This is a genomic window from Streptomyces sp. NPDC044033, assembly GCF_056434425.1.
This window is the reverse complement of sequence record NZ_JBWKFF010000003.1, coordinates 103,215-125,806: the sequence shown is the minus strand read 5'-3', so window position 1 is coordinate 125,806 and position 22,592 is coordinate 103,215. Positions and strand designations below refer to the sequence as shown.

Sequence of the window (22,592 nt, the reverse complement as noted above, 5' to 3'; positions counted from 1 at the left end):
GGTCTGGGCGCGGGTGCGGGCGCTTCGCGATCTTGTGGCGGGAACATCGAATCCATGACAAGCTTCGCGATCTGTCTGTGGCATGTCTGCCACAAAGCATTCAATGTCCCCTGATAGTCCGTCAGGGATTTGCGCAAGGAGACCTGTTGAGCACGCAGCAGCCGTGGGGCCCGCAGGAGCCCAATCCGCCCCACGCCTCGCCCGCATACGGCGGTTACCCGCAGCAGGGGCCTGTCGGCTTCGGGCTGGCCATGAAGCGCCGCGTCCCGCTCGGCGTGTGGCTGGGGCTGCCGCTGATCACCCTCGGGATCTACAGCCTGGTCTGGTACTACAAGATCCACAAGGAGATGGCGGAGTTCGACAGCCGCCGCGACATCAGCCCCGTCGGCAGCCTGCTCGCGATCACCATCGGCGGGTTCGTGATCATTCCGCCGTTCGTCTCGGTCTTCAACACCGGCCGGCGGATAGCCGACGCCCAGCGCGCCGCCGGCCTCCGCCCCACGTGCAGCGGCGGCATCGGCCTGCTGCTGATGTTCGTCCTCGGCCTGTACACGCTCTACTACCAGATCGAGCTGAACAAGATCGTCGACCACTACAACCAGGCCGTGCCCGGCACCCAGGTGCCGCTGGCCTGCTGAGCCCGGCCTGCTGAGCCGACAGCCCCGTGGGGGCCGTGCCGACGTGGCGCGGCCCCCACGTCCGTCACTTCCGGTAGCCGAGGACCGTCATCATCCCGGACTCCGCGTGGTAGACGTTGTGGCAGTGGAGCATCCACAGCCCCGGGTTCCGGGCGTCGAAATCGACGTCCAGGCTCTTCCCCGGCAGCACGATCGCGGTGTCCTTGCGCGGCCCGCCGCCCGGCAGGGCGAACGTGTGGCCGTGCAGGTGCATCGGGTGCCACATCGTGGTGGCGTTGACGAAGGAGAGCCGCACCCGCTCGCCCGCCCGCACGGGGTAGCGCTGAGCCGGGTCGTACCGCTTGCCGTTGACCGCCCAGTCGTACTTCGCCATCGAGCCGGTGAGCCGCATCGTGATCGTACGGTCGGGCCTGCCGGGCTTCAGGCGCACGCTCGCGTCGGCCTTCAGCACCCCGGCCGTGAGCAGCTTCCCGTCCAGCTCCTTGGGGCGTACGGACTTCCCCGGCGCCGCGCCGCCGCCCGTGCGCAGCAGCGCCATCCCCGACGCCTTCTTGCCCTCGGCGAGCGCGGTCAGCGGGAAGACGCCGTCCCCGGCCGTGACCAGCACGTCGTACCGCTCGCCCATGCCGAGGAGCAGCGCGTCGGTCCCGGCGTGCTCGACGGGGTAGCCGTCCGTGTGGGTGACCGTCATCCGGTGCCCGCCCAGGCAGACGCGGAAGGCCGTGTCGCCGCCGGCGTTGATGAAGCGGATGCGGACGCGGTCGCCCGGCTCGGCCCGGAAGGTCTGCGGGTCGTCCGGCGTACGGCCGTTGACGAGGTACAGCGGGTAGCCGACGTCCCCGGCGTCGCCGCCGAGGAGGGCGCTGGTCGCGCCCATCATCATGCGCGGCGGGCCGGAGGGGGAGGGGGGACTCGCGGGGGCGGCGCGGTACGACATGCCGGACATCCCGTGACCGCCGTGGTCCATGCCGCCGTGGTCCATGCCCTCGCCGTCCTTGCCGTGGTCCATACCGCCCATGCCCTCGCGCAGCTCGGCGAGGACCGCGTCCGGGGTGCTGCCGTCCACCCCGTCCACCCAGTCGTCCAGGACGACGACCCACTCCTTGTCGTACTTCAGCGGCTCCTTCGGGTCCTCCACGATCAGCGGCGCGTACAGCCCCCGGTCCTGCTGCACGCCGGAGTGCGGGTGGAACCAGTACGTGCCGGGGTGCTCCACCGCGAAGCGGTAGTCGAAGGTCGCGCCCGCCTTGATCGGCCGCTGGGTGAGGCCGGGGACGCCGTCCATGTCGTTGCGGAGCGCGAGCCCGTGCCAGTGCAGGGAGGTGGACCGCGGCAGATGGTTGGCGACGGTCACGGCGAGCGTGTCGCCCGCGGTGACGCGCACCTCCCGGCCGGGCAGCCGGTCCCCGTAGGCCCAGGTCGCGACCGTGCGGCCGCCGAGGTCGAGCCGGGCAGGGGTGGCGGTGAGCTTCACCTTCCGTACGGGACCGGAGCCGCGCGCGGCCTCCGCGGCGGCGACCTCCTCGCCGTCGGGCGAGACATAGCCCCCGGGCGGACCCGAGGGGCCCGCTTCCTTGGCGTCGGCGGGGCCGCCGGAGTGTGAACAGGCGGCGAGCAGGCCGCTCCCGGCGGCCGCGATTCCCGCGCCGAGCAGGGCGCGGCGGGTGGGTGTGCGCATGGCTGAGTGCACCTCGTGTGGTGTCGGTGGTGTGCGGTGGCGCGTGGGCCGCTTCCGGGCGTGCGGAAGCGGCCGGGCGCGCTCCTACACGCGCAGCACCGACAGCCGGGCGAGGGCTTTGTGGCGCGGTGGCGGCGGGATCGGCCACAACGCGCGCGGCAGCCAGGAGCGCGGCGTGACGGCCGCGCCGTGGGCCCGGCGGTCGCGCGCGGCCAGGCCGATGAGGAGGCCGACGATCCAGACGCCGAGCACGGCGAGACACACCGACATCGGGTCCATGCCGCCGTGCGCCGGGACGGCGGTGGGGACGGCCGCCACGGGCAGTGGGGCGTGGTGGTCGCCATGGACCCGCGCCATGGACCCGCCGGGCATGGCCGCGTTCGGATCTCCGTGCCCGCCCGGCGCGGGGGCCGCGTGTCCGACGGCGGGGTGTCCGAGGGTGGGATGTCCGACGGTGGGGTGTCCGCCGCCTCCGCCCGCACCGAGTACGGGACCGTGCGGCGGAGCCGCCGCGGCGGAGTGTTCGGCGGGGTGGCCCAGGGTGTGCATCGTGACGATGCCCAGCAGCAGGGCGGCGAACAGCAGCAGACGCCCGCACCAGGCGGTGGCCCCTCGCTGTCCGTACATCCCGGTCCCTCCGACGCGGTCCCCGGCACCCTACCCCCAAGGGGTATGGCGGGACGCGGGCGGTTGCCCGGCGCGGATGCGGGCGGGCACGCGCGAGGGCCGAGCCCGATCATGGGAAGGGATGCTCCGGCTCGCCGAAAGGGACCGCATGATCACCACGGGAGAGCCCCGGACCCGGCCCCGTACGCCCGTACGCCCCGCCGCGGCCGCCCGCTAGAGCGGCGACGACGCCATGCACCGGCCCGAACCCTCCCGCCCCCGGCGCGGCGGCCCGGCGGCGCCCCGTAGGGAATCGCGCCCGCGCGCCCGCGCCGTGGCCGTGCTGCTCCTGCTCGGCGCGGTCGCCTACACCGCCTGGGTCCTCGAAGTCCTGATCGCCACCGGTCTCGACCCGGTCCGTACGTACGTCAGCGAGCTGGCCGCCGCCGACCGGCCGCTCGGCGGGCTCTTCCGCGCCACCGACCTGGCCGCCGGGGTCACCGTGTGCGCCGCCGCCGGTACCGCGCTGACCGTCTTCGAGCGGCGCCCCTGGCCGGTGGTGGGCTGGGCCGGGCTCCTGCTGTTCGGCGCGGCCACCGCGGCGGACTCCCGGCTGCCGCTCAGCTGCGCGCCCACCGTCGACCCGGAGTGCGCGGCGCGCGAGACCGCCGGCCTCGTGCCGGCCACCCACACCGCGCACGCCGTCAGCAGCACCCTGGCGATGACCGGCGCGCTGGTGGGGGTCGTGGCGCTGACCGTGGCCGCCCGCGGGTACGGTCAAAGAACGCCGCTCGCGCGCCTCGGCCCGCCGCTGGTGGCGGCCGAACTGGCCGCCACGGCCTGGACCCTGGCCGCGGTGGCCGCTTTCGAAGCGGGCAAGGGAACATGGCTGCTGGGGGCCGGACAGCGGGCGCAGGTGCTGCTGGTCGCGCTCTGGCTGGCGGTGCTGTGCGTGCACGTCGCCCGTGGGAACGACGACTGACGACGGGCAACAGAGGGGGAGACCATGGAGCGGCCGCCCGGGCGGATGGTGCGTGTCGAAGGGGTGACCTTGCATGTGCTGAGCGAGGGCGCCGGGCCGGTCTGCGTGCTCAGCGGCGGGCTCGGCATGGGCTGGTTCGACTGGGACCCCGTGGTGCCGCTGCTCGCCGAGCACCGCACCGTGGTCCGCTTCGACCGGCCGGGCCTCGGCTTCAGCGCCGCCTCCCCGGAGCCGCCCACCGCCGCGGGCGAGGCGGACCGCATCGTGGGCGTGCTCGACGCGCTCGGGCTGCCGGGCCCGGCGACCGTGGTCGGGCACTCCCTCGCCGCGTTCCACGCCGAGGCGTTCGCCCGGCTGCACCCGGACCGCACCGACGGGGTCGTCCTGGTCGACGGCAGCGTCGAGGAGGACCCGAACCCCGGCCCCGGCCGCGATCTGCGCACCGCCGCGGCCCGGGCCCGCGGCCGGGCCGTCACCGCCGCCGGACTGCCCCGCGCGCTGGGCCCCACGCTGCGCCGGCTGACCGTACGGGCCACGTCCGTACGCCGCACCGACCCGGCCCCCGACGAACTGCTGCGCCGCTGCTACGGGAGCGGCCGGGTGGCCCGCGCCATCCTGCTGGAGAACGCCCGCTATCTCGACGTCGCCGCCGAACTGGCCGTCCTGCGCGAGGACTACCCGCTGCCGCCCGTACCGGTGGCGGTCCTCGCGGCGTCGCACGGCAACGGCTCGTGGTTCGAACGGCGCTGGCTGGAGCGGCAACGGCGGCTCGCGGAGCGGCTCGACGGGCACTTCGAGACCGTGGCCCCCGCCGGGCACCTGCTGATGCTCGACCGGCCGCAGGCGGTGGCGGACGCGGTGCTCGCCGTCTCCCCGGCGCGCGAGACCGACCCCTCTGGGGCCCCGGGGCCCCAGGAGCACCCGGAGGGCTAGGCGGGGGCGGGGGCCTCGGAAGCGCCCGAGGGGCGGGCCGGGGCCGGCGGCGGCTCCCCGCCGCCCGCCCGCTCCTCGGCCGTGGCCCGCTCGGCGCTCCGGGTCCGCTCATCTTGCCCGGCCCGGTCGTCATCCCCGGCCCGCTTGTCATCCCCGGTCCGCTCGGCGCTTCCCGCCCGCTCCGCGGACCACAGGGAGCGGATGTGGCCGAGGTGGCGGCGCATGCACGCCTCGGCCCCCGGGGCGTCGCCGCCGATCAGCAGGTCGAGCAGTTCGAGGTGCTCCTCGGCGGAGGCGATCAGCTCGCCGCTCTGGTCGAGCCGGGTGAGCCCGTAGAGGCGGGCGCGTTTGCGCAGGTCGCCGACGACCTCCACGAGCCGGTCGTTGCCCGCGAGAGCGAGCAGCCGCAGGTGGAAGCGGCGGTCGGCGTCGAGGTAGCCGATCAGGTCGTGCCGGGCCGCCGCCGTCACGATCTCCCGCGCGACGGGGCGCAGCGCCTCAAGCTCCCCGGCGGGCACGGTGCGGGCGATCCGCGCGACGGTGGGCACCTCGATCAGCGCGCGGATCTCCGTGTACTCGTCCAGGTCCCGGTCGGACATCTCGGTGACCCGGAACCCCTTGTTCCGTACGGGCTCGACCAGCCCCTCGCGGGCGAGCGCGAGCATCGCCTCGCGGACGGGGGTGGGGGAGACGCCCAGGTCGGCGGCGAGGACGGGCGCGGAGTAGACGGCGCCCACGCGGAGCTCACCGGCGATCATCGCGGCGCGCAGGGCGTTCGCCACCTGATCGCGCAGCCGCTCCTGGACGAGGATCGGACTTCGCTGCCGCAGAGCACCCACAGCGGCCCCTCCGTCCTAGGCTCGGCCCGGTGATTATAACTTTCACCTATCACGCTCGCACCGATGCCCAGGACGGCCGGGGCGGCTGGTCGGCTGGTGGTCAGGCGGTCGGCTGGCCGCCCGTACCCCTGCCCGCGCCCGTACCGCAGCCGCCCGCCGCGCAGGCGGTGAGCCACCGGTCCCAGTCGGCGTCGTAGCGGGTGCCGATGGTCTCGGTCAGATGGCGCCGGGCGGCCTGCCAGTCCCCGGCCCGGTAGGCGGCGAGGACCGCGTCGACGTCGGCGCGGTGGTTCTCCAGCAGATAGCGGACGGCGAGGTATCCCCACCGGTACACGCGTGTGGTGTCGTCGCCGTACGCGGTGTCGAAGACCGCGCTCAGCTTGTAGGTGTGCTTCCCGGCCTCCGCGGCGGCCTCTCGGTAGATCTCCTTCCGGTAGGAGTACGAGACGTACTCGGCGAAGCCCTCGATCCACCAGACGGTGGGCGTGGAGACCCCGGCGCCGAAGTCGCCGTACATGTCGAAGCGGCCGTCGAGGTAGTGCGTGTACTCGTGGTTGAGGTTCCAGATCGCGAAGTCCGGCTTCAGCCAGTCGGCCTCGTAGGCGATGAACCGCGGCTGGTTGCCGGCCGCGGCCGGGTCGCCCTCCAGGTACATCCCGCCGTTGTTGGTGTCGATGCCGTAGATGGCCCCGGCGTATGTCTGATAGTCGCCGCTGGAGTCGAAGACGGTCACCTCGATGGTGGTGTTGCGGTCGTCGGCGACCGGGCCGCCGTCCTTGGCGATGCCGTGGAAGAACGCGTTCTGCCCGCTCAGACTGGCGCACGTCGAGGCGAGTTCGGCGGCGGTCATCTGCTGGGCGCGGATGGCGATGCCGGTGCCGGCGCCGCAGGTGTGCCGGACGGTGAGCACCGCGTCGGCCAGCCGCTTCTGGAGGTCGCAGACGCCGTACTGGGCGCAGTCCGCCCTGTCGTAGTAGTCGGCCATCTCGGCGACGCCGACCCACAGCGGCGCGGTGCGGCCGGTGATGGCGCTGCGCCGGAGCAGGTCCACGGCGTACGGGCGGGTCCGCTCGCGCAGCGAGGCGTGCTGGAGGAAGCGGCCGAGCTCCCGTCCGGCGTTGGCGGTGAGATAGCTCTGCTTGCCGCCCAGCAGGTCGAGGTGGGCGGCGGCGAAGTCGTGGAGGGTGCGCAGCACGCCGGGAGCGCGCTCGACGGCGGTCACGAACGCGGGCACCTGGTGGCCGCGGAAGAGCACGGTGTAGACGTTGTTGACCGCGTTCAGCATCCACCAGGAGGCGTCGTACGAGCTGTCGTAGCCCTTCAGCAACCGCTCGACGACGTACAGGTAGCGGGCGTTCTCCTCGGCGCTGTCGATCAGCGTGACGGCCTCGGCGAGCGTCTCGCCGTTGGCGTCGGTGACGTCGCGGGAGCGCGGCGCGGCGAAGAACCCGTCGAGCCCGGAGCGGATCGCCGTCACCAGCGCGCTGCCGTACGGGCCCACGTCGGCGGAGTGGTACCAGTGCACGTAATACCCGGCGCGCAGGAACAGCACGAGCTGCGGCAGGCCGGTGGTGCCGTCGCCGGGGTAGGAGGCGGCGCCGTCCCGGAGGGCGTACGCGACGGTGGTCATCTGCGCCTCGCGGAAGGCGCCGCGCGCGTCGGCGCCGGTGAGGCCGAAGAGGGTGTTGACGCAGTCGGTCGTGGTGCCCTTGATCTTGGCGATGAGGGCGGTGCCGGTGTTCCGCGTGAAGTCCGTGATGTCGCAGGCGGCGGCGCGCCGTGCGGGGGAGAGGTGCTTCATGGAGGGGCGGGGGTGATCGACGGGGGCGGAGCGGGGGGTGTGCTCGCGGTCGCGGACGTCGTACGGGTCGGCGAGGGGCGGGCGGTCCGCGGGGGTGAGGGGGTGTCCGTACGACGGGTGGGGGCCGCCGCTGCCGAGGACGCCGCTCCCGTGGCCGGTGGCCGGGTTGCCGGCCGGGCCGGTGGCCGCCGCTCCGGCCGGCGCGGCGAGCAGGCCGCCGCCCAGGCAGAGGGTGACCGTCAGGGCCGCGATCCGGCCGAGGCGTCTGTGCACGGTACGAGGTCGCATGTGCTGCCTCCCAGTGACTTGTCATGCACACGTGAGGTGTGTGCCATGTAAAATTTCACACTGCACTGGGAGTTGGGAAGGTGTCGGCGGCAACCGGGACGGAAACCGGAACGGGCCATGAAACGCGCCGGACATCCGGGGGAGTGATACTGGTGTGCCACCGCGGTGCCGCGGCACTGGTGAACGGGCAGATTGACCGGCGAGGATAGGTAACTATGGATAAGCAGCAGGAGTTCGTGCTTCGTACACTGGAGGAGCGCGACATCCGGTTCGTGCGCCTGTGGTTCACCGATGTGCTCGGCTTCCTGAAATCCGTGGCCGTCGCCCCCGCCGAGCTTGAGCAGGCGTTCGACGAGGGCATCGGCTTCGACGGCTCCGCCATCGAGGGCTTCGCCCGGGTCTACGAATCCGACATGATCGCCAAGCCCGACCCCGGCACGTTCCAGATCCTGCCGTGGCGCGCCGAGGCCCCGGGCACCGCCCGGATGTTCTGCGACATCCTGATGCCGGACGGCTCCCCGTCGTACGCGGACCCGCGCTACGTCCTCAAGCGCATCCTCGCCAAGACCTCGGACCTCGGGTTCACCTTCTACACCCACCCGGAGATCGAGTTCTTCCTGCTCAAGAACAAGCCGGTGGACGGCACCCGCCCGATGCCCGCCGACTCCTCCGGCTACTTCGACCACACCCCGCAGAACGTCGGCATGGACTTCCGCCGCCAGGCCATCACCATGCTCGAATCGATGGGTATCTCGGTCGAGTTCAGCCACCACGAGGGCGCGCCGGGCCAGCAGGAGATCGACCTCCGGTACGCGGACGCGCTCTCCACCGCCGACAACGTCATGACCTTCCGCCTCGTCATGAAGCAGGTCGCGCTGGAACAGGGCGTGCAGGCCACCTTCATGCCGAAGCCGTTCTCGGAGTACCCGGGCTCGGGGATGCACACCCATCTCTCCCTCTTCGAGGGCGACCGCAACGCGTTCTACGAGTCCGGCGCGGAGTTCCAGCTCTCCAAGGTCGGCCGGTCCTTCATCGCGGGGCTGCTCACGCACGCCGCCGAGATCTCCGCCGTCACCAACCAGTGGGTCAACTCCTACAAGCGCATCTGGGGCGGCGCCAACCGCACCGCGGGCGCCGGGGGCGAGGCCCCCTCGTACATCTGCTGGGGCCACAACAACCGCTCCGCGCTCATCCGCGTGCCGATGTACAAGCCCGGCAAGACCGGCTCCACCCGCGTCGAGGTCCGCTCCATCGACTCCGGCGCCAACCCCTATCTGACCTACGCGGTCCTGCTGGCCGCGGGCCTCAAGGGCATCGAGGAGGGGTACGAACTCCCGGCCGGCGCCGACGACGACGTCTGGGCGCTGTCCGACTCCGAGCGCCGCGCCATGGGCATCGAGCCGCTGCCCCAGAACCTCGGCGAGGCCATCGACCTGATGGAGCGCAGCGAACTGGTCGCCGAGACCCTCGGCGAGCACGTCTTCGACTTCTTTCTCCGCAACAAGAAGCAGGAGTGGGAGGAGTACCGCTCGGAGGTCACCGCCTTCGAGCTGCGCAAGATGCTGCCGGTGCTGTGACGGAGGGCCCCCGTATGTCGCGTTACCGCGAGATCAAGTTCCGGACCGTCACGTCCATGCAGCGGCGGTTCAACCCGCTGCTCGCCCGGCTGCCGGGCCAGGTCGTCCTGGAGACCACGGGGCGCAAGTCCGGCCTGCCCCGCCGCACCCCGGTCGGCGGGCGCCGCACCGGGCAGGAGTTCTGGCTCGTCTCCGAGTACGGCGAGAAGTCGAACTACGTCCGCAACATCCAGGCGGACCCGAAGGTCAGGGTCCGGATCAAGGGCCGCTGGCACACCGGGACCGCCAGCCTTCTTCCGCAGGACGACGCGCGGGCGCGGCTCAAGGCGCTTCCGCGGTTCAACAGCGCGGCGGTGCGGGCGTTCGGCACGAACTTGCTGACCGTACGGATCGACCTGAGCGACCACTGACCCCGGAGCGGCCGGTCGCCGGCCGAGCGGGCGGCGGGCGGGAACGAAGCCGTGCCCGCGCCGGAGCCTCGCCGGAGGCGACCGCCTCGGCTCTGGTCCGCCTGGCCCGCGGATGAGGCGGCGGGAGCGGGAACCCGGTCCCCGGGCCGCGGCGAAGAATCAGTTCCCCACGCGGTGCCGGGGCGCTTTGACCCGCAGCACGATCAGCAGCGCGGAGACGAGCAACACGACGCCGGAGACGGTGAATACGGTGACGGTGCCGCCGATACCGAACATCACACCGCCCGCGGCTGCCCCGCCGGCGATAGCGGACTGCACGCCTACCACCACGAGCCCGCCCGCACTCTCCGCCTGGTCGGGCACCATGCGAGTCGCCCAGTTCGACCATGCCACCGACACGCCGCCGAAGGCCAGGCCCCAGAGGACCACCAGACCCACGTACCCCGCCTTCCCGGCGGGGAACAGTGCCAGGCCCAGTGCCGCGACGCCCATCAGCGCCGGCATCAGCGTCAAGGTCAGGCGCAGGTTGATCTCCAAGAGCCATCCGGCCATCAGCGTGCCCACGAAATTCGCCACTCCGAAGACGAACAGCAGCAGGGTCAGCTGATCGACGTCGACCTTCACCACATCTTCCAGAGCGGGCCGGATGTAGGTGAACAGCGCGTAGTGACCAATGTGGACCAGCAGCATCCCCGCGATGCCCAGACCGAAGCCCGGGCGCCGCAGCACCTCCCACAACGTGCCCAGCCGCGCCGTGCCGCGGGGCGCCATCCTGGGCAGCGCGAACAGCTGGAACACCAGCGTCACCACCCCGAGCGCGGCCGCCGCCACGAAGGCGCTGCGCCAGCCGGACAGCTCGCCGAGGTAGCTGCCGAGCGGCACCGACACGATGGTCGCCACCGCGATGCCACTGAAAATGATCGATACCGCGCGCGGAACCCGAGCCGCGGGCACCAGGCGCATCGCCGCCGCGGCCGCCATGCTCCAGAAGCCGCCGAGTGCCACACCCAGCAGAATCCGCATCAGCAACAGCACCACGATGTTGGCGGCCACGGCCACCAGCAGATTGGACACGATCAACAGGACGGTGAAGCCGAGCAACACGGTCCTTCGGTCGATCTTCCGGGTCAGGCTCGCCGTCAACAAGCCGGAAAGCATCGCCGCCACCGCCGTGACGGTCACCGCCTGACCCGCCAGAGCTTCCGATACCCCGAGGTCGGCGGCCATCGGAGTCAACAAGCTGGTCGGCAGGTACTCCGCCGTCAGCAGCCCGAATACCCCCACCGCCAGTGAGAACACCGCCGCCCAGGACGAGGAGGCCGGTTCGGGCGGTATCAGTTCCCTGTCGGCCGCTTCGGCGGGGCCGGCATCGGGCACGGTGTCGCACACATCGCTACTCAACTGTTCACTTCTCCCGAGTCGCATGAAAGGTTCGAGTCAAGCCTCCACGCGAACTTCAGGATGAGCTATGACAGAAAGTCTGCGTTCTTTGACCGGGACTCCGGACGGGAGAGCGGCAGGGCAATTCGTCCTGTCGTCCGACCTCATCAGCGAACTGCTGACCAGCATGCGGCTGCGCGGGGTTCGGTACCGTCGCGTCCATGTCGGCCCGCGGTTCGGCCTCCATTTCGATGCCAAGCCCGGACGCGCCTATTTCCACTTCCTCGCGGTCGGCTCCGCCGTCCTGCGCACCGAGGACGGAACGGTCCGCGAGCTCTCGGCCGGCAATGCCGTATTCATGCCCCACGGCGGATCCCATCAGCTGCTCTCCGGTCCGGACGCGCCGGTCCAGCGCATGGACAGTTTCGACGCGGTCCCCCTCGGCGACGCCGTCCGCGACGTGGACGCCTGCCCGAGCGCCGACCCGACCCCCAGCGCGATCTTCTTCAACGGCTCCATGGAGTTCGACCTCGGCGGCATGCAGGGCCTCGGCCGGCTGATGCCCGATGTCATGCTGGTCGACGCCGTGGGGGAGCGTTACCCCGGGCTCGTGCCGATCCTCACGTCCATGAGGCGCGAACTCTGCTCCGCGCGCGTGGGCTTCGCCGGCATCCTCGCCCGGCTGGCCGAAGTGGCGGCGGCCATGATCGTGCGGGGCTGGATCGAGTGCGGCTGCGACAACTCCTCCGGCCTCGTGGCCGCGTTGCGCGACCCCCGCCTGGCCCGCGCCATCCTGGCCCTGCACCGGCAGCCCGGGCACCACTGGACCGTGGCGGAGCTGGCAGCGGAATGCAATGTCTCCCGGTCCGTCTTCGCGGACCGGTTCCAGACCACGATCGGCATGCCGCCCCTCCGCTACGCCACGGAGCTGCGGATGCTCCTCGCCGGCCAGTGGCTGGCCCAGGACACCTTGCCGATCCAGTCCGTGGCGCAGCGCCTCGGCTACACCTCTCAGGCCGCTTTCAGCCGCGCCTTCAAACGCGTCACCGGCCGGCCGCCCGGCGCCAGTAGGGGCACCGGGTCGGCCGGGGCAGGGGGCGGTGAGGGCGAGGCGTGAAGGGCCCTCACCGCTGGAGCCCGGCGAACTCGATCAGATCGGCACCGTATTTCCAGGCTGGGCGGCGGCGGCTTCGGCCCCCTTCCCTCACTTCGCGTCCGGCCCCGCCCCGTGCCACACCGTCGTCGCGTTGCAGAACTCGCGGATGCCGTGCCCGGCCAACTCCCGGCCGTAGCCCGAGCGCTTGACGCCGCCGAAGGGGAAGGCGGGGTGGGAGGCCGTCATGCCGTTGAAGAAGATGCCGCCGGCTTCGATGTCCCGTACGAAGCGGTCCACTTCCGCCGCGTCGCGGGTCCAGACATTCGAACTCAGGCCGAAAGGTGTGTCGTTGGCGATGGCCACCGCCTCGTCGAGGTCCGCGGCGCGGTACAGGGTGGCGACCGGGCCAAAGGCTTCCTCGCGGTGGATGCGCATATTGGTGGTGATCTCGGAGAGGATCGTCGGCTCGTAGAACCAGCCGTCCGGGAGCTCCTTCGGCCGCCCGCCCCCGCACAGCGCCCGCGCCCCGTGGCGCACGGCGTCGTCCACGAGCTCCTCCAGGTCGGTGCGGCCCTGCTCGGAGGAGAGGGGGCCCACGTCCGTGGTGTCCCGCAGCGGGTCGCCGACGGTCAGGGCCCGCATGCCCGCCGTGAAGCGCTCCGCGAACCGGTCGTAGACGTCGGCGTGCACGATGAAGCGCTTGGCGGCGATGCAGGACTGGCCGTTGTTCTGGACGCGGGCCGTCACCGCCGTGGCCGCGGCCCGGTCGACGTCGGCGGAAGGCATGACCACGTACGGGTCGCTGCCGCCCAGCTCCAGGACCGTCTTCTTGATCGCGTCGCCCGCGATCGACGCGACCGAGCGGCCCGCCGGTTCGCTGCCGGTGAGCGTCGCGGCGGCGACCCGGTCGTCGCGCAGGATGGCCTCGATGGCGCCGGAGCCCACCAGCAGCGTCTGGAAGCAGCCGGCCGCGAACCCGGCGCGGCGGAAGAGGTCCTCCAGGTACAGCGCGGTCTGCGGGACGTTGGATGCGTGCTTGAGCAGGCCCACGTTGCCCGCCATGAGGGCGGGGGCGGCGAAGCGCACGACCTGCCAGAGCGGGAAGTTCCACGGCATCACGGCGAGCACCACGCCCAGCGGCCGGTAGTGGACGCGCGCGTGCGTGGCGCCGGAGTCCCGTACGTCCGCGTCCGCCGGGTGCTCGTCCGCCAGCAGCCCCTCGGCGTGCGACGCGTACCAGCGCATCGTCTTGACGCACTTCGCCGCCTCCGCGCGGGCCGCGCCGATCGGCTTGCCCATCTCCGTGGTCATGGTGCGGGCGATGTCCCGCTCGTCCTCTTCCAGCAGGTCGGCGGCGCGGTTCAGCAGCCGGGCGCGCTCGGCGAAGCCGGTGGTGCGGTACGTGCGGAACGCGGCGTCGGCGGCGGCCAGCCGTCGCTCGACCTCCTCCGAGCCCAGTGCGTCGAACGTCTTGAGCGTCTCGCCGTTCGTGGGGTTCACCGTCGCGATGGGCATGGCTGTCCTTCCGTGCGCTCTTCGCTTGACTCTTCGCCTGACTCGTTGCTTGTGGCTCGTTGCTCGTTGTATCGGCCCCCTCGACCTTGCAGCGCCCCTGACGACGGCGCAATACGGCGCGCTCCGCCACTGCGGACTTCCGGAGTTCTACGTTGTACGGGAATGGTGTGCGGGGGTTCGGCCCCGCCCCCGCACGACCCGGCCGCCCGTCGCCATTAGGCTCGTACCGGCCCTTGATCGGAAGTGGCCGACGAGCGCGGCGTTCGACGGACGGGAGGCGGCGGCATGTCCGTACCGCAGGGTCGCAGGAGCAGCACCTTCACCCGGCTGGTGCGGTACGGGTTCACCGACCCCGCCGGCGCCGAGCGGCTGCTCGACGTCCCCGAACTGTCCACCGTGCGCGCCGACCCCGTACTGCTCGACGCGCTCGGCGCCGCCGCCGACCCCGACCTGGCGCTGCACGGCCTCGTCCGCATGGTGGAGGCGCAGGAGGACGGCGACCGGCGGACGTTCCTCGACACGCTCATCACCGCCAAGCCGCTGCGCGACCGGCTCATCGGGGTGCTCGGCGCGTCCGAGGCGCTCGGCGACCACCTGGCCCGCCACCCCGCCGACTGGCACTCCCTGGTCACCTACGAATCCGTCGACCTGCACCCCACCACGCCCGAGTTCGAGCGCGAACTGGCCGAGGGCATCTGGGGCGAGCGCGGCGCGGACCGGCCCCGGCCCGACGCGCTGCGCGCCGCCTACCGGCGGTCCCTGCTGGGCATCGCGGCCCGCGACGTGTGCGGCACCACCGAGGTCGCCGAGACCGCCGCCGAACTGGCCGACCTCGCCACCGCCACCCTGCTGGCCGCCCTGGAGATCGCCGCCGAGGAGCAGCCCACCGACGCCGCCGCGGCCCGGCTCGCCGTCATCGGCATGGGCAAGTGCGGCGGCCACGAGCTGAATTACGTCTCCGACGTGGACGTCATCTTCGTCGCCGAGCCCAAGGACGGCGCCGACGAGGGCAAGGCCGTGCAGGCGGCGACCCGGCTCGCCGCCCGGATGATGCGGCTGTGCTCCGACGTGACGGCCGAGGGCACCATCTGGCCCGTCGACGCCAACCTCCGCCCCGAGGGCCGCAACGGGCCGCTCGTACGGACGCTCTCCAGCCACCTCGCCTACTACCAGCGGTGGGCCAAGACCTGGGAGTTCCAGGCGCTGCTCAAGGCCCGGCCGATGGCCGGCGACGCCGAGCTGGGACGGGAGTACACCGACGCGGTGACGCCCATGGTGTGGCAGGTCTCCGAGCGCGAGAACTTCGTCCCCGACGTGCAGCACATGCGCCGCCGCGTCATCGAGAACATCCCCGCCGCCCAGGTCGACCGCGAACTCAAGCTCGGCCCCGGCGGGCTGCGGGACGTCGAATTCGCCGTACAGCTCCTGCAACTGGTGCACGGGCGCACCGACGCCACGCTGCGCCGGTCCAACACCCTCGCGGCCCTCGCGGCGCTCGCCGCCGGCGGGTACGTGGGGCGCGCGGACGCCGCCGCCCTCGACGCCGCGTACCGCTTCCTGCGCTCCATGGAACACCGCATCCAGCTCCACAAGATGCGCCGCACCCACCTGGTCCCGGACAACGAGGCCGATCTGCGGCGGCTGGGCCGCTCCCTGGCCCGGCCCTTCGGCTGGCCCAGCGGCGTGGAACCGGTCGAGCACCTGCGCAAGGAGTGGAAGCGGCACGCCCGCGAGGTCCGGCGGCTGCACGAGAAGCTCTTCTACCGGCCGCTGCTCGACGCCGTCGCCCAGCTCGAACCCGGCGAGACCCGGCTCAGCACCAGGGCCGCCGGCCAGCGGCTGGAGGCCCTGGGCTACGCCGACCCGGCCGCCGCGCTGCGCCACCTGGAGGCGCTGTCCTCCGGAGTGACCCGCAAGGCGGCCATCCAGCGCACCCTGCTGCCCGTGCTGCTGGGCTGGTTCGCGGACTCCGCCGAACCGGACGCGGGGCTGTTCAACTTCCGCAAGGTCTCCGACGCGTTGGGCAAGACGCCCTGGTACCTGCGGCTGCTGCGGGACGAGGGCGCCGCCGCCGAGAACCTGGCGCGGGTGCTGTCCGCCGGGCGGCTCGCCCCCGACCTGCTGCTGCGCGCCCCCGAGGCGGTCGCGCTGCTCGGCGCCCCCGACGGGCTGCGGCCGCGCGGCCGGGCCGGGCTGGAGCAGGAGGCGCTGGCGGCGGTGGGCCGCGCGGACGGGGCCGAGCAGGCGGTGGCGGCGGCGCGCGGCGTGCGGCGCCGCGAGATGTTCCGCACCGCCGCGGCGGACCTCGTCGGCGCGTACGGCACCGAGGGCACACCCGCGCGGACCGACCCCGGCGAGGCCCTCGACGCGACCGGCTCGGCTCTCTCGGACCTGACCGCGGCGACGGTCGCGGGCGCCCTGCGCGCCGCCGTACGGGCCGAGTGGGGCGATACGCTGCCGGCCCGGTTCACGGTCATCGGCATGGGCCGGTTCGGCGGCCGGGAGATGAGCTACGGCTCGGACGCGGACGTGCTGTTCGTATACGAGCCGCGCGAGGGCGTCGACGAACAGGAGGCGGCGAAGGCCGCGTTCGCCGTCGCCACCGAGATGCGGCGGCTCCTCCAGCTCCCCAGCTCCGATCCGCCGCTGCTCATAGACGCCGATCTGCGCCCGGAGGGCAAGACCGGGCCGATGGTGCGGTCGCTGGCGTCGTACGCCGCCTACTACCGGCGCTGGTCGCTGGCGTGGGAGAGCCAGGCGCTGCTGCGGGCCGAGCCGGTGGCGGGCGACGTGGGCCTGGGCGAGCGGTTCATCGAGCTGGTGGACCCGCTGCGCTACCCCGCCGAGGGGCTCGGCGAGGACGCGGTGCGCGAGATCCGGCGGCTCAAGGCCCGTATGGAGACCGAGCGGCTGCCGCGCGGCGCGGACCCCACGACCCACACCAAGCTGGGCCGGGGCGGCCTCTCCGACGTGGAGTGGACGGTGCAGCTGATGCAGATGCGGCACGGCTGGGAGGTGCCGGGGCTGCGGACCACCCGGACCCGCGAGGCCCTCGCCGCCGCGCACGCCGCCGGTCTGGTCCCGGCGGAGGAGGCGCAGACGCTGGACGAGGCGTGGATGCTGGCGTCCCGGGTGCGCAACGCGGTGATGCTGGTACGCGGCCGCCCCGGCGACACCTTCCCCGGCGACAGCCGCGAGCTGGCCGCGGTGGGGCGCTACCTCGGGTACGAGCCGGGGCACGTGGGCGACATGCTGGAGGACTACCGGCGGCTCACCCGCAGGGCTCGCGCGGTCGTGGAGGAGCTGTTCTACGGGGCCTGACGGCGGTACGGCGCGCGACCGGCGCTCAGGGCCGACGCCCCTGCCGCGGAGGCGCTCAGCTGCCCGTCTCGGCCCTGGCCGCGGTCTGCTCCGGGGTGGGCTCCCCGGTCTTCTCCCGGGTCTTCGCGGCCGTCTTGGGAGTGAGTGTCACCTTCGCCACCCGCCTGCTCGCCACCTGCCGCGCCAGCCGGTAGGGGAGCGCGCCGTACCAGGCGTAGGCGATCGCGAACCCCACGGACAGGCAGATCAGCCCACCGATCGCGTCCAGCCAGAAGTGGTTGGCGGTGGAGACGATGACCGCCAGCGTCGCCACCGGGTAGAGGGCGCCGAGGATCTTCGCCCACAGCGGCCGCGCCAGCATCGCGATGGTGATGCCGCACCACGTGGACCAGCCGATGTGCATCGACGGCATCGCCGCGTACTGGTTGGACATGTCGGCGAGGTTGCCCGACGCCATCGAGCCCCAGGTGTGGTGGACCACGACCGTGTCGATGAAGGGCACGCCGTTCATCAGGCGGGGCGGGGCGAGGGGGTAGAAGTAGTAGCCGACGAGCGCGAAGGCGGTGGTGGCGAAGAGCACCAGCCGGGCGGCGGCGTACCGGCCGGGATGGCGGCGGTAGAGCCACACCAGCACGCCGATCGTCATGATGAAGTGCAGCGTCGCGTAGTAGTAGTTCATCCCCACGATCAGCCACGTCACCGAATCCACGGCGCGGTTGACGGTGTCCTCGACCGCTATGTGCAGGGTCTGCTCGGCCCGCCAGATCCAGTCGGCGTTGTCGAGCGCCTTGGCCTTCTGCTCGGGGACCGCGTTGCGGATCAGGGAGTACGTCCAGTAGCTGACCGCGATCAGCAGGATCTCGAACCAGAGGCGGGGCCTGCGTGGGGAGCGGAGCCGCTGCAAAAGCGTACGGCTCTCCACCGGTCGGCCCTCGCGCTCCGCAATGGGTGGCGGGGTGGCCGATCGGCCTTCCAAAGTCCTCACGTGCGCTTCACCCATAGGAATACAGTCTGCCAGACGGAGCCGAAGCGCAGATCATCCCGAGGTCGGTTCCTACCCCCTTTCAAGGTCCTCCTGAAGGTGGTCCCGACCCTTGGGGGCAGCGGCCGTCGAACCCCGGACCACCAGCTCCGGCAGGAAGACGAACGCGCTGGTCGGAGCGGGGGCGCCCGCTATCTCCTCCAGCAGCGCCCGCACGGCCGCATCAGCCGCTCCGCCTCGACGGCCGGCACCCCCAGCTCGTCCGCCATGCCGTGCGGGAAACCCTCGGTCTTCCGCTGTACGGGCGCAAACCGCCGGGGCCCCGGCGCCCGCCCGATCCGCCGGTGGCCAAGTGCCGCCAAACGGGTGACGGCGAGCCGGGCCGCCGCCCGGTCGTCGGGGGAGAAGAAGGGGGCCCGCACCTTCGAGGAGAAGCCCCCCCACGAGGACGAAGGGGACGCCCCGGGTGCGCAGCCGCTCGTACCGCTGCGGACCGCCGGAGCTGTCCGCGTGCAGCCCGGAGACGAAGACGACCCCCGCCTGGGCCGCGATGCGGGCGAGCCGGGCGGTCACGGGGGCGGACCGGGCACCGGCCGCATCTCAGACCGCCCACCACACGCAGGCGTCGGCCGGGAGCCGGACCGCTCCGCCGCCGAACTCCAGCGGGACGGTGGCCAGCACCGGGCGGCCCGGCACCGGGAATTCGGCCTCGGCGGACAGCGTATTGAGCGTGCAGACGAAGCCGGGGCGGGACAGGGCCAGCACCCCCTCGGGCGCGGGCAGCCAGCTCATCGGGCCGTCGCCGAGCCCCGGCAGCGCCCGGCGCAGCGCGAGCGCCGAGCGGTACAGCTCCAGCGTCGAGCGCGGGTCGCCCGACTGCGCCTCGACCGACAGCTCCCGCCACAGCGCGGGCTGCGGCAGCCAGCTGTCCCCGGGCCCGAAGCCGTACGGGGCCGCGCCGCCCGACCACGGGATCGGCACCCGGCAGCCGTCCCGGGTGCCGTCCTGCCCGCTGCGCTCCGCGGCCTCGGCCCCGCCGGCGGCCGCGTCCGCGGCTGCGCCCCCGTCCGCGGCTGCGCCCCCGTCCGCGACAGCAGCCCCGCCGCGCGCCCCGCCGCCGCGAAGGAACGCCGGGTCCCGGCGCGCCTCGTCCGGCAGGTCCACCACCTCGGGCAGACCCAGCTCCTCGCCCTGGTAGACATAGGCCGAGCCGGGCAGCGCCAGCATCAGCAGCGCCGCGGCCCGCGCCCTGCGCAGCCCCCGCTCGCCGCCGCCGTACCGGGTGGTGTGGCGCACGACATCGTGGTTGGAGAGCACCCAGGTGGCGGGCGCGCCCACGGAAGCGGTGGCGGCCAGGGACTCGTCGATGACCTCGCGCATCGCCGCCGCGCCCCACGGACAGCACAGGAACTGGAAGTTGAACGCCTGGTGCAGCTCGTCGGGGCGTACGTACAGCGCGAGCCGCTCGGCCGTCGGGGCCCACGCCTCCGCGACCCCGATCCGCTCGCCGTCGTAGCTGTCCAGCAACTGCCGCCAGGAGCGGTGGATCTCGTGCACGCCGTCCTGGTCGAAGAAGGGCAGCACCTGCGTGCCGATCATCTTGGCCTGCTCCCCGCGGCCGATGTCGGGCAGCCCGGCCGCCTTGACCATGCCGTGCGCCACGTCGATCCGGAACCCGTCCACGCCCAGGTCCAGCCAGAACCGCAGAACGGACGCGAACTCCCGCGCCACCTCCGGGTTGTCCCAGTTGAGGTCGGGCTGTTCGGGCGCGAAGAGATGGAGGTACCACTCGCCAGGGGCCCCGTCGGCGCCGGCCGTACGCGTCCAGGCGGGGCCGCCGAACACGGATTCCCAGTCGTTGGGCGGCGACTGGCCCCTTTCGCCTCTCCCCGGGCGGAAGTGGTAACGCTCGCGGGCTGGACCCCCGTGCCGGTCCGCGAGCGCGGCTCGAAACCACGCGTGCTGATCGGAGGTGTGGTTGGGCACGATGTCGACGATGACCCGCAGACCCAGCCGGTGCGCCTCCTGTACGAGTCCGTCGGCGTCGGACAGGTCCCCGAACAGCGGGTCCACCGCGCGGTAGTCGGCGACGTCATAGCCGCCGTCGGCCTGCGGCGAGGCGTAGAACGGGGTCAGCCAGACCGCGTCCACGCCCAGTTCGGCGAGGTGCGGCAGCCGGTCGCGGGCCCCGCGCAGATCGCCGATGCCGTCGCCGTCGCTGTCGGCGAACGAGCGTACGTACACCTGGTAGATGACGGCGCCGCGCCACCAGCCGGTCGCCCGGCGGGCGCTCGGGTCATGGACGAGGGGCGCGAGGTCCTGGGTCATGCGGTTCCCTATCGGGCGGGCCCAACCAACGGGGCGTCAGGTACTGGCGGTTGGAGCGGGCGGGTTCGTCGCGCTGTCGCGCTGTCCGGCTGTGCGGTCGGCTCTTCCGGCTGTTCTGGCTGTGCCGACTTCGCCGACCGCGCCGGTTATGAGGTCAACGCGGGGCGCGCGTGTCGGTGACGGTCAGCCCTTGGTGCCTCCCGCGGTGAGTCCGGCGACCAGATGGCGCTGGACGAGGAAGAAGACGAACCCTGCCGGGACGGTGATCAGGACGGCCGCCGCGGTCATCAGCCCCCACTCGGCCTTCTGCTGGCCGACGAAGGTCTGGAGGCCCACGGCGAGGGTGTAGTGCCGCTCGCTGCTCATGAACTGGGTGGCGAACGCGACCTCGCCCCACGCGGTGATGAAGGAGTAGAAGGCGGTGACCGCCAGGCCCGGCCGGGCGAGCGGGACGATCAGCCGCCAGAAGGCGCCGAACGGGGTCAGGCCGTCGACCCGCCCCGCCTCGTCGATCTCGACGGGGATGGTGTCGAAGTAGCCCTTGAGCATCCAGGCGCAGAACGGCACCGAGATGGAGCAGTAGGTGACGATGAGACCGGGGTAGGAGTCGAGGAGCTTGAGCGCCCCCAGAATGTTGTACAGCGGCACGATCAGCACCGCCATGGGGAACATCTGGACGACCAGGAAGGTCCACATCAGTGGGCGGTGGCCGGGGAACCGCATCCGCGAGACCGCGTACCCCGCGCTCGCCGCGACCAGCACGCCGAGCGCCGTCGCGCCCAGCGCCACGAGCACCGAGTTGCGGAACCAGGTGAGGAACTCGGTGTGCGCCAGCACCTGGCCGTAGTTGGCGAGGGTGAAGCCGACGAACCGCATCGGCTCCTGCCAGCCGTCCCGGCCGCGCAGCGACACGAAGACCACGAAGAGGACGGGGAAGGCGGCGATCAGGGCGGCGGCGGCCAGCGTCGCGTGCAGCGCGACGGAGGCCCCGCGGGACCGCCCACCCCGCGCCCGTACGGTCCGCGCACCCCGCGCCCGTACGCCCCGCGCCCGTACGGCCCGGCCGCCCCGCGTCCGTACGCCCCGCGCACTCCGCGCCCGTACGCCCCGGCCGCCCGGGTGGTGCGCGCTCATCGCGCGGCCTCCTGGCGGGTGAGCAGCCGCCGGTAGAACACGGCGAAGACCAGCAGCAGCGAGAGGATGAGGACGCCGTACGTGGCCGAGCCCGCGTAGTCGCGCACGCCCTGGAAGGCCAGCCGGTAGGAGTACGTCACCAGGATCTCGCTCTCGGAGCTCGCACCCTGCCCGATCAGCAGATAGATGACCTGGAACATGTTGAACGTCCAGATGACGCCCAGCAGGATCACCGTCCCGCTGACCGGCTTCAGACCGGGCAGCGTCACATGCCGGAACCGCTGCCAGGGCGTCGCGCCGTCCACCTCGGCGGCCTCGTGCAGCTCGGACGGGATCGACTGGAGGCCGCCGAGGATCGCCACCATCATGAACGGCACGCCCAGCCACACATTGACCGCGACCGCCGACACCTTCTGGAGGAGGCCGTCGCCGAGCCAGTCGACCGCGCCCACGCCGAGCTTGTCCAGGACGGCGTTGAGCACGCCGTACTTCTCGTTGAACATCAGCCGCCAGGAGAACGTCGCGACGAACGCCGGCACCGCCCACGGCAGGATCAGCAGCACCCGGTACAGGCCGCGGAAGCGCATCTCGCGGTTGAGCAGCAGCGCGAGCCCGAGACCGATGGTGTAGTGGAAGAAGACGCAGGCCCCGGTCCAGACGACGGTCCACGTCAGCCGCCCGTAGAAGTGGCCCTCCTGCCCGGAGAGGACCTTCCAGTAGTTGTCGAGGCCGACGAACTCGTACGTGGCCGGGATGTGGTTGACGCCGATCGTCCGGGCGACGTTCGCCTCGTCGGCGTCGGTGAAGGAGAGGAAGATGCCGCGGCCCAGCGGATAGCCGACGAGCACCGCGAGCACCACGACCACCGGCAGCACCATCGCCCACGCATACCAGTGGGCGTCGAAGGAGCGCCGCAGCCGCGGGAACGGGCCGGGGCGCGCCGGGCGCGGGGGCCCGGTACCGGATGCGGCAGTGGTCATGGCTCCGCGGCTTTCGTCAGGGGCTTCGCGGCTCGTCGCCGGGCGGGCGCGGTGGAACCGGCTCGGCGGGGCGGGCGCGTGGGATCGTACGGGCCCATGGGCCG

16 protein-coding genes and 2 pseudogenes are annotated in these 22,592 nt (G+C 72.6%); 7 read left to right on the top strand and 11 right to left on the bottom strand.

Annotated elements, in window-relative coordinates; all coding sequences use genetic code 11:
• Positions 1–146: 146 nt before the first annotated feature.
• Positions 147–638, top strand: a complete 492-nt coding sequence (locus tag AC07AB_RS08045) for a DUF4234 domain-containing protein (protein ID WP_478561911.1) — start codon at positions 147–149, stop codon at positions 636–638.
• A 64-nt stretch (positions 639–702) separates the two neighbouring features.
• Here AC07AB_RS08045 and AC07AB_RS08040 read toward each other — a convergent pair whose 3' ends face one another.
• Together AC07AB_RS08040 and AC07AB_RS08035 are read right to left on the bottom strand one after the other, a co-directional pair.
• A complete protein-coding gene (locus AC07AB_RS08040; protein ID WP_478561908.1) occupies positions 703–2,316 on the bottom strand; it encodes a multicopper oxidase family protein in 1,614 nt (537 codons plus the stop codon).
• Between the two features lie 84 nt (positions 2,317–2,400).
• Positions 2,401–2,943: a hypothetical protein gene (locus tag AC07AB_RS08035; RefSeq protein ID WP_478561905.1), complete on the bottom strand. Its 543-nt coding sequence runs from the start codon at positions 2,941–2,943 to the stop codon at positions 2,401–2,403.
• A gap of 232 nt (positions 2,944–3,175) precedes the next feature.
• On the opposite strand from AC07AB_RS08035, the gene AC07AB_RS08030 reads away from it, so the two are divergent.
• Positions 3,176–3,904, top strand: a complete 729-nt coding sequence (locus AC07AB_RS08030; protein WP_478561902.1) for a DUF998 domain-containing protein — start codon at positions 3,176–3,178, stop codon at positions 3,902–3,904.
• 24 nt (positions 3,905–3,928) lie between these two features.
• Positions 3,929–4,837 (top strand): alpha/beta fold hydrolase, encoded by a 909-nt coding sequence (locus AC07AB_RS08025; protein ID WP_478561899.1) that lies wholly within the window; start codon positions 3,929–3,931, stop codon positions 4,835–4,837.
• 176 nt (positions 4,838–5,013) lie between these two features.
• On the opposite strand, the pseudogene AC07AB_RS08020 reads toward AC07AB_RS08025, so the two are convergent.
• Both AC07AB_RS08020 and AC07AB_RS08015 read right to left on the bottom strand, forming a co-directional pair.
• Positions 5,014–5,676 (bottom strand): annotated as a pseudogene (locus tag AC07AB_RS08020) (GntR family transcriptional regulator); the annotation flags it as partial.
• A 100-nt stretch (positions 5,677–5,776) separates the two neighbouring features.
• A complete protein-coding gene (locus AC07AB_RS08015; protein ID WP_478561896.1) occupies positions 5,777–7,765 on the bottom strand; it encodes a collagenase in 1,989 nt (662 codons plus the stop codon).
• 215 nt (positions 7,766–7,980) lie between these two features.
• On the opposite strand from AC07AB_RS08015, the gene glnA reads away from it, so the two are divergent.
• Positions 7,981–9,342 carry a type I glutamate--ammonia ligase gene (glnA, locus tag AC07AB_RS08010; RefSeq protein ID WP_478561893.1) on the top strand — a complete coding sequence of 454 codons (1,362 nt, stop codon included), beginning with the start codon at positions 7,981–7,983 and terminating at the stop codon, positions 9,340–9,342.
• 14 nt (positions 9,343–9,356) lie between these two features.
• On the top strand, positions 9,357–9,752 hold the full coding sequence (locus AC07AB_RS08005) for a nitroreductase/quinone reductase family protein (RefSeq protein ID WP_478561890.1): 396 nt from the start codon (positions 9,357–9,359) through the stop codon (positions 9,750–9,752).
• A 159-nt stretch (positions 9,753–9,911) separates the two neighbouring features.
• On the opposite strand, the gene AC07AB_RS08000 is transcribed toward AC07AB_RS08005, so the two are convergent.
• Positions 9,912–11,141, bottom strand: a complete 1,230-nt coding sequence (locus AC07AB_RS08000; protein ID WP_478561887.1) for an MFS transporter — start codon at positions 11,139–11,141, stop codon at positions 9,912–9,914.
• Positions 11,142–11,220: 79 nt separating this feature from the next.
• Between AC07AB_RS08000 and AC07AB_RS07995 the strand changes: the two genes are divergently transcribed.
• Entirely contained in the window at positions 11,221–12,249 is a 1,029-nt protein-coding gene (locus AC07AB_RS07995; RefSeq protein ID WP_478561885.1) for an AraC family transcriptional regulator, read from the top strand.
• 87 nt (positions 12,250–12,336) lie between these two features.
• Here the strand turns inward: AC07AB_RS07995 and AC07AB_RS07990 are convergent, their stop codons facing one another.
• Positions 12,337–13,743 (bottom strand): NADP-dependent succinic semialdehyde dehydrogenase, encoded by a 1,407-nt coding sequence (locus tag AC07AB_RS07990; RefSeq protein WP_478561882.1) that lies wholly within the window; start codon positions 13,741–13,743, stop codon positions 12,337–12,339.
• 285 nt (positions 13,744–14,028) lie between these two features.
• On the opposite strand from AC07AB_RS07990, the gene AC07AB_RS07985 reads away from it, so the two are divergent.
• On the top strand, positions 14,029–17,064 hold the full coding sequence (locus tag AC07AB_RS07985; protein ID WP_478561879.1) for a bifunctional [glutamine synthetase] adenylyltransferase/[glutamine synthetase]-adenylyl-L-tyrosine phosphorylase: 3,036 nt from the start codon (positions 14,029–14,031) through the stop codon (positions 17,062–17,064).
• A 55-nt stretch (positions 17,065–17,119) separates the two neighbouring features.
• On the opposite strand, the gene AC07AB_RS07980 is transcribed toward AC07AB_RS07985, so the two are convergent.
• The 5 genes and pseudogenes from AC07AB_RS07980 to AC07AB_RS07960 all read right to left on the bottom strand — a co-directional run bounded on the left by AC07AB_RS07980 (position 17,120) and on the right by AC07AB_RS07960 (position 22,488).
• Entirely contained in the window at positions 17,120–18,064 is a 945-nt protein-coding gene (locus AC07AB_RS07980; protein WP_478561876.1) for a phosphatase PAP2 family protein, read from the bottom strand.
• 54 nt (positions 18,065–18,118) lie between these two features.
• Positions 18,119–18,586, bottom strand: a pseudogene (locus tag AC07AB_RS07975) (type 1 periplasmic-binding domain-containing protein); the annotation flags it as partial.
• Between the two features lie 60 nt (positions 18,587–18,646).
• On the bottom strand, positions 18,647–20,374 hold the full coding sequence (locus tag AC07AB_RS07970) for a glycoside hydrolase family 13 protein (RefSeq protein WP_478561873.1): 1,728 nt from the start codon (positions 20,372–20,374) through the stop codon (positions 18,647–18,649).
• 183 nt (positions 20,375–20,557) lie between these two features.
• Entirely contained in the window at positions 20,558–21,508 is a 951-nt protein-coding gene (locus AC07AB_RS07965; protein ID WP_478561870.1) for a sugar ABC transporter permease, read from the bottom strand.
• Positions 21,505–22,488 (bottom strand): carbohydrate ABC transporter permease, encoded by a 984-nt coding sequence (locus AC07AB_RS07960; RefSeq protein ID WP_478561867.1) that lies wholly within the window; start codon positions 22,486–22,488, stop codon positions 21,505–21,507. Before AC07AB_RS07960 ends, AC07AB_RS07965 begins: the two co-directional genes overlap by 4 nt.
• Positions 22,489–22,592 lie beyond the last annotated feature (104 nt).

Coding starts and splice junctions, on each gene's coding strand:
- AC07AB_RS08040 (WP_478561908.1), bottom strand. CDS start 2,316: ATGCGCACACCCACCCGCCGCGCCCTGCTCGGCGCGGGAATCGCGGCC.
- AC07AB_RS08035 (WP_478561905.1), bottom strand. CDS start 2,943: ATGTACGGACAGCGAGGGGCCACCGCCTGGTGCGGGCGTCTGCTGCTG.
- AC07AB_RS08030 (WP_478561902.1), top strand. CDS start 3,176: ATGCACCGGCCCGAACCCTCCCGCCCCCGGCGCGGCGGCCCGGCGGCG.
- AC07AB_RS08025 (WP_478561899.1), top strand. CDS start 3,929: ATGGAGCGGCCGCCCGGGCGGATGGTGCGTGTCGAAGGGGTGACCTTG.
- AC07AB_RS08015 (WP_478561896.1), bottom strand. CDS start 7,765: ATGCGACCTCGTACCGTGCACAGACGCCTCGGCCGGATCGCGGCCCTG.
- glnA (WP_478561893.1), top strand. CDS start 7,981: ATGGATAAGCAGCAGGAGTTCGTGCTTCGTACACTGGAGGAGCGCGAC.
- AC07AB_RS08005 (WP_478561890.1), top strand. CDS start 9,357: ATGTCGCGTTACCGCGAGATCAAGTTCCGGACCGTCACGTCCATGCAG.
- AC07AB_RS07995 (WP_478561885.1), top strand. CDS start 11,221: ATGACAGAAAGTCTGCGTTCTTTGACCGGGACTCCGGACGGGAGAGCG.
- AC07AB_RS07990 (WP_478561882.1), bottom strand. CDS start 13,743: ATGCCCATCGCGACGGTGAACCCCACGAACGGCGAGACGCTCAAGACG.
- AC07AB_RS07985 (WP_478561879.1), top strand. CDS start 14,029: ATGTCCGTACCGCAGGGTCGCAGGAGCAGCACCTTCACCCGGCTGGTG.
- AC07AB_RS07980 (WP_478561876.1), bottom strand. CDS start 18,064: ATGGGTGAAGCGCACGTGAGGACTTTGGAAGGCCGATCGGCCACCCCG.
- AC07AB_RS07970 (WP_478561873.1), bottom strand. CDS start 20,374: ATGACCCAGGACCTCGCGCCCCTCGTCCATGACCCGAGCGCCCGCCGG.
- AC07AB_RS07965 (WP_478561870.1), bottom strand. CDS start 21,508: ATGAGCGCGCACCACCCGGGCGGCCGGGGCGTACGGGCGCGGAGTGCG.
- AC07AB_RS07960 (WP_478561867.1), bottom strand. CDS start 22,488: ATGACCACTGCCGCATCCGGTACCGGGCCCCCGCGCCCGGCGCGCCCC.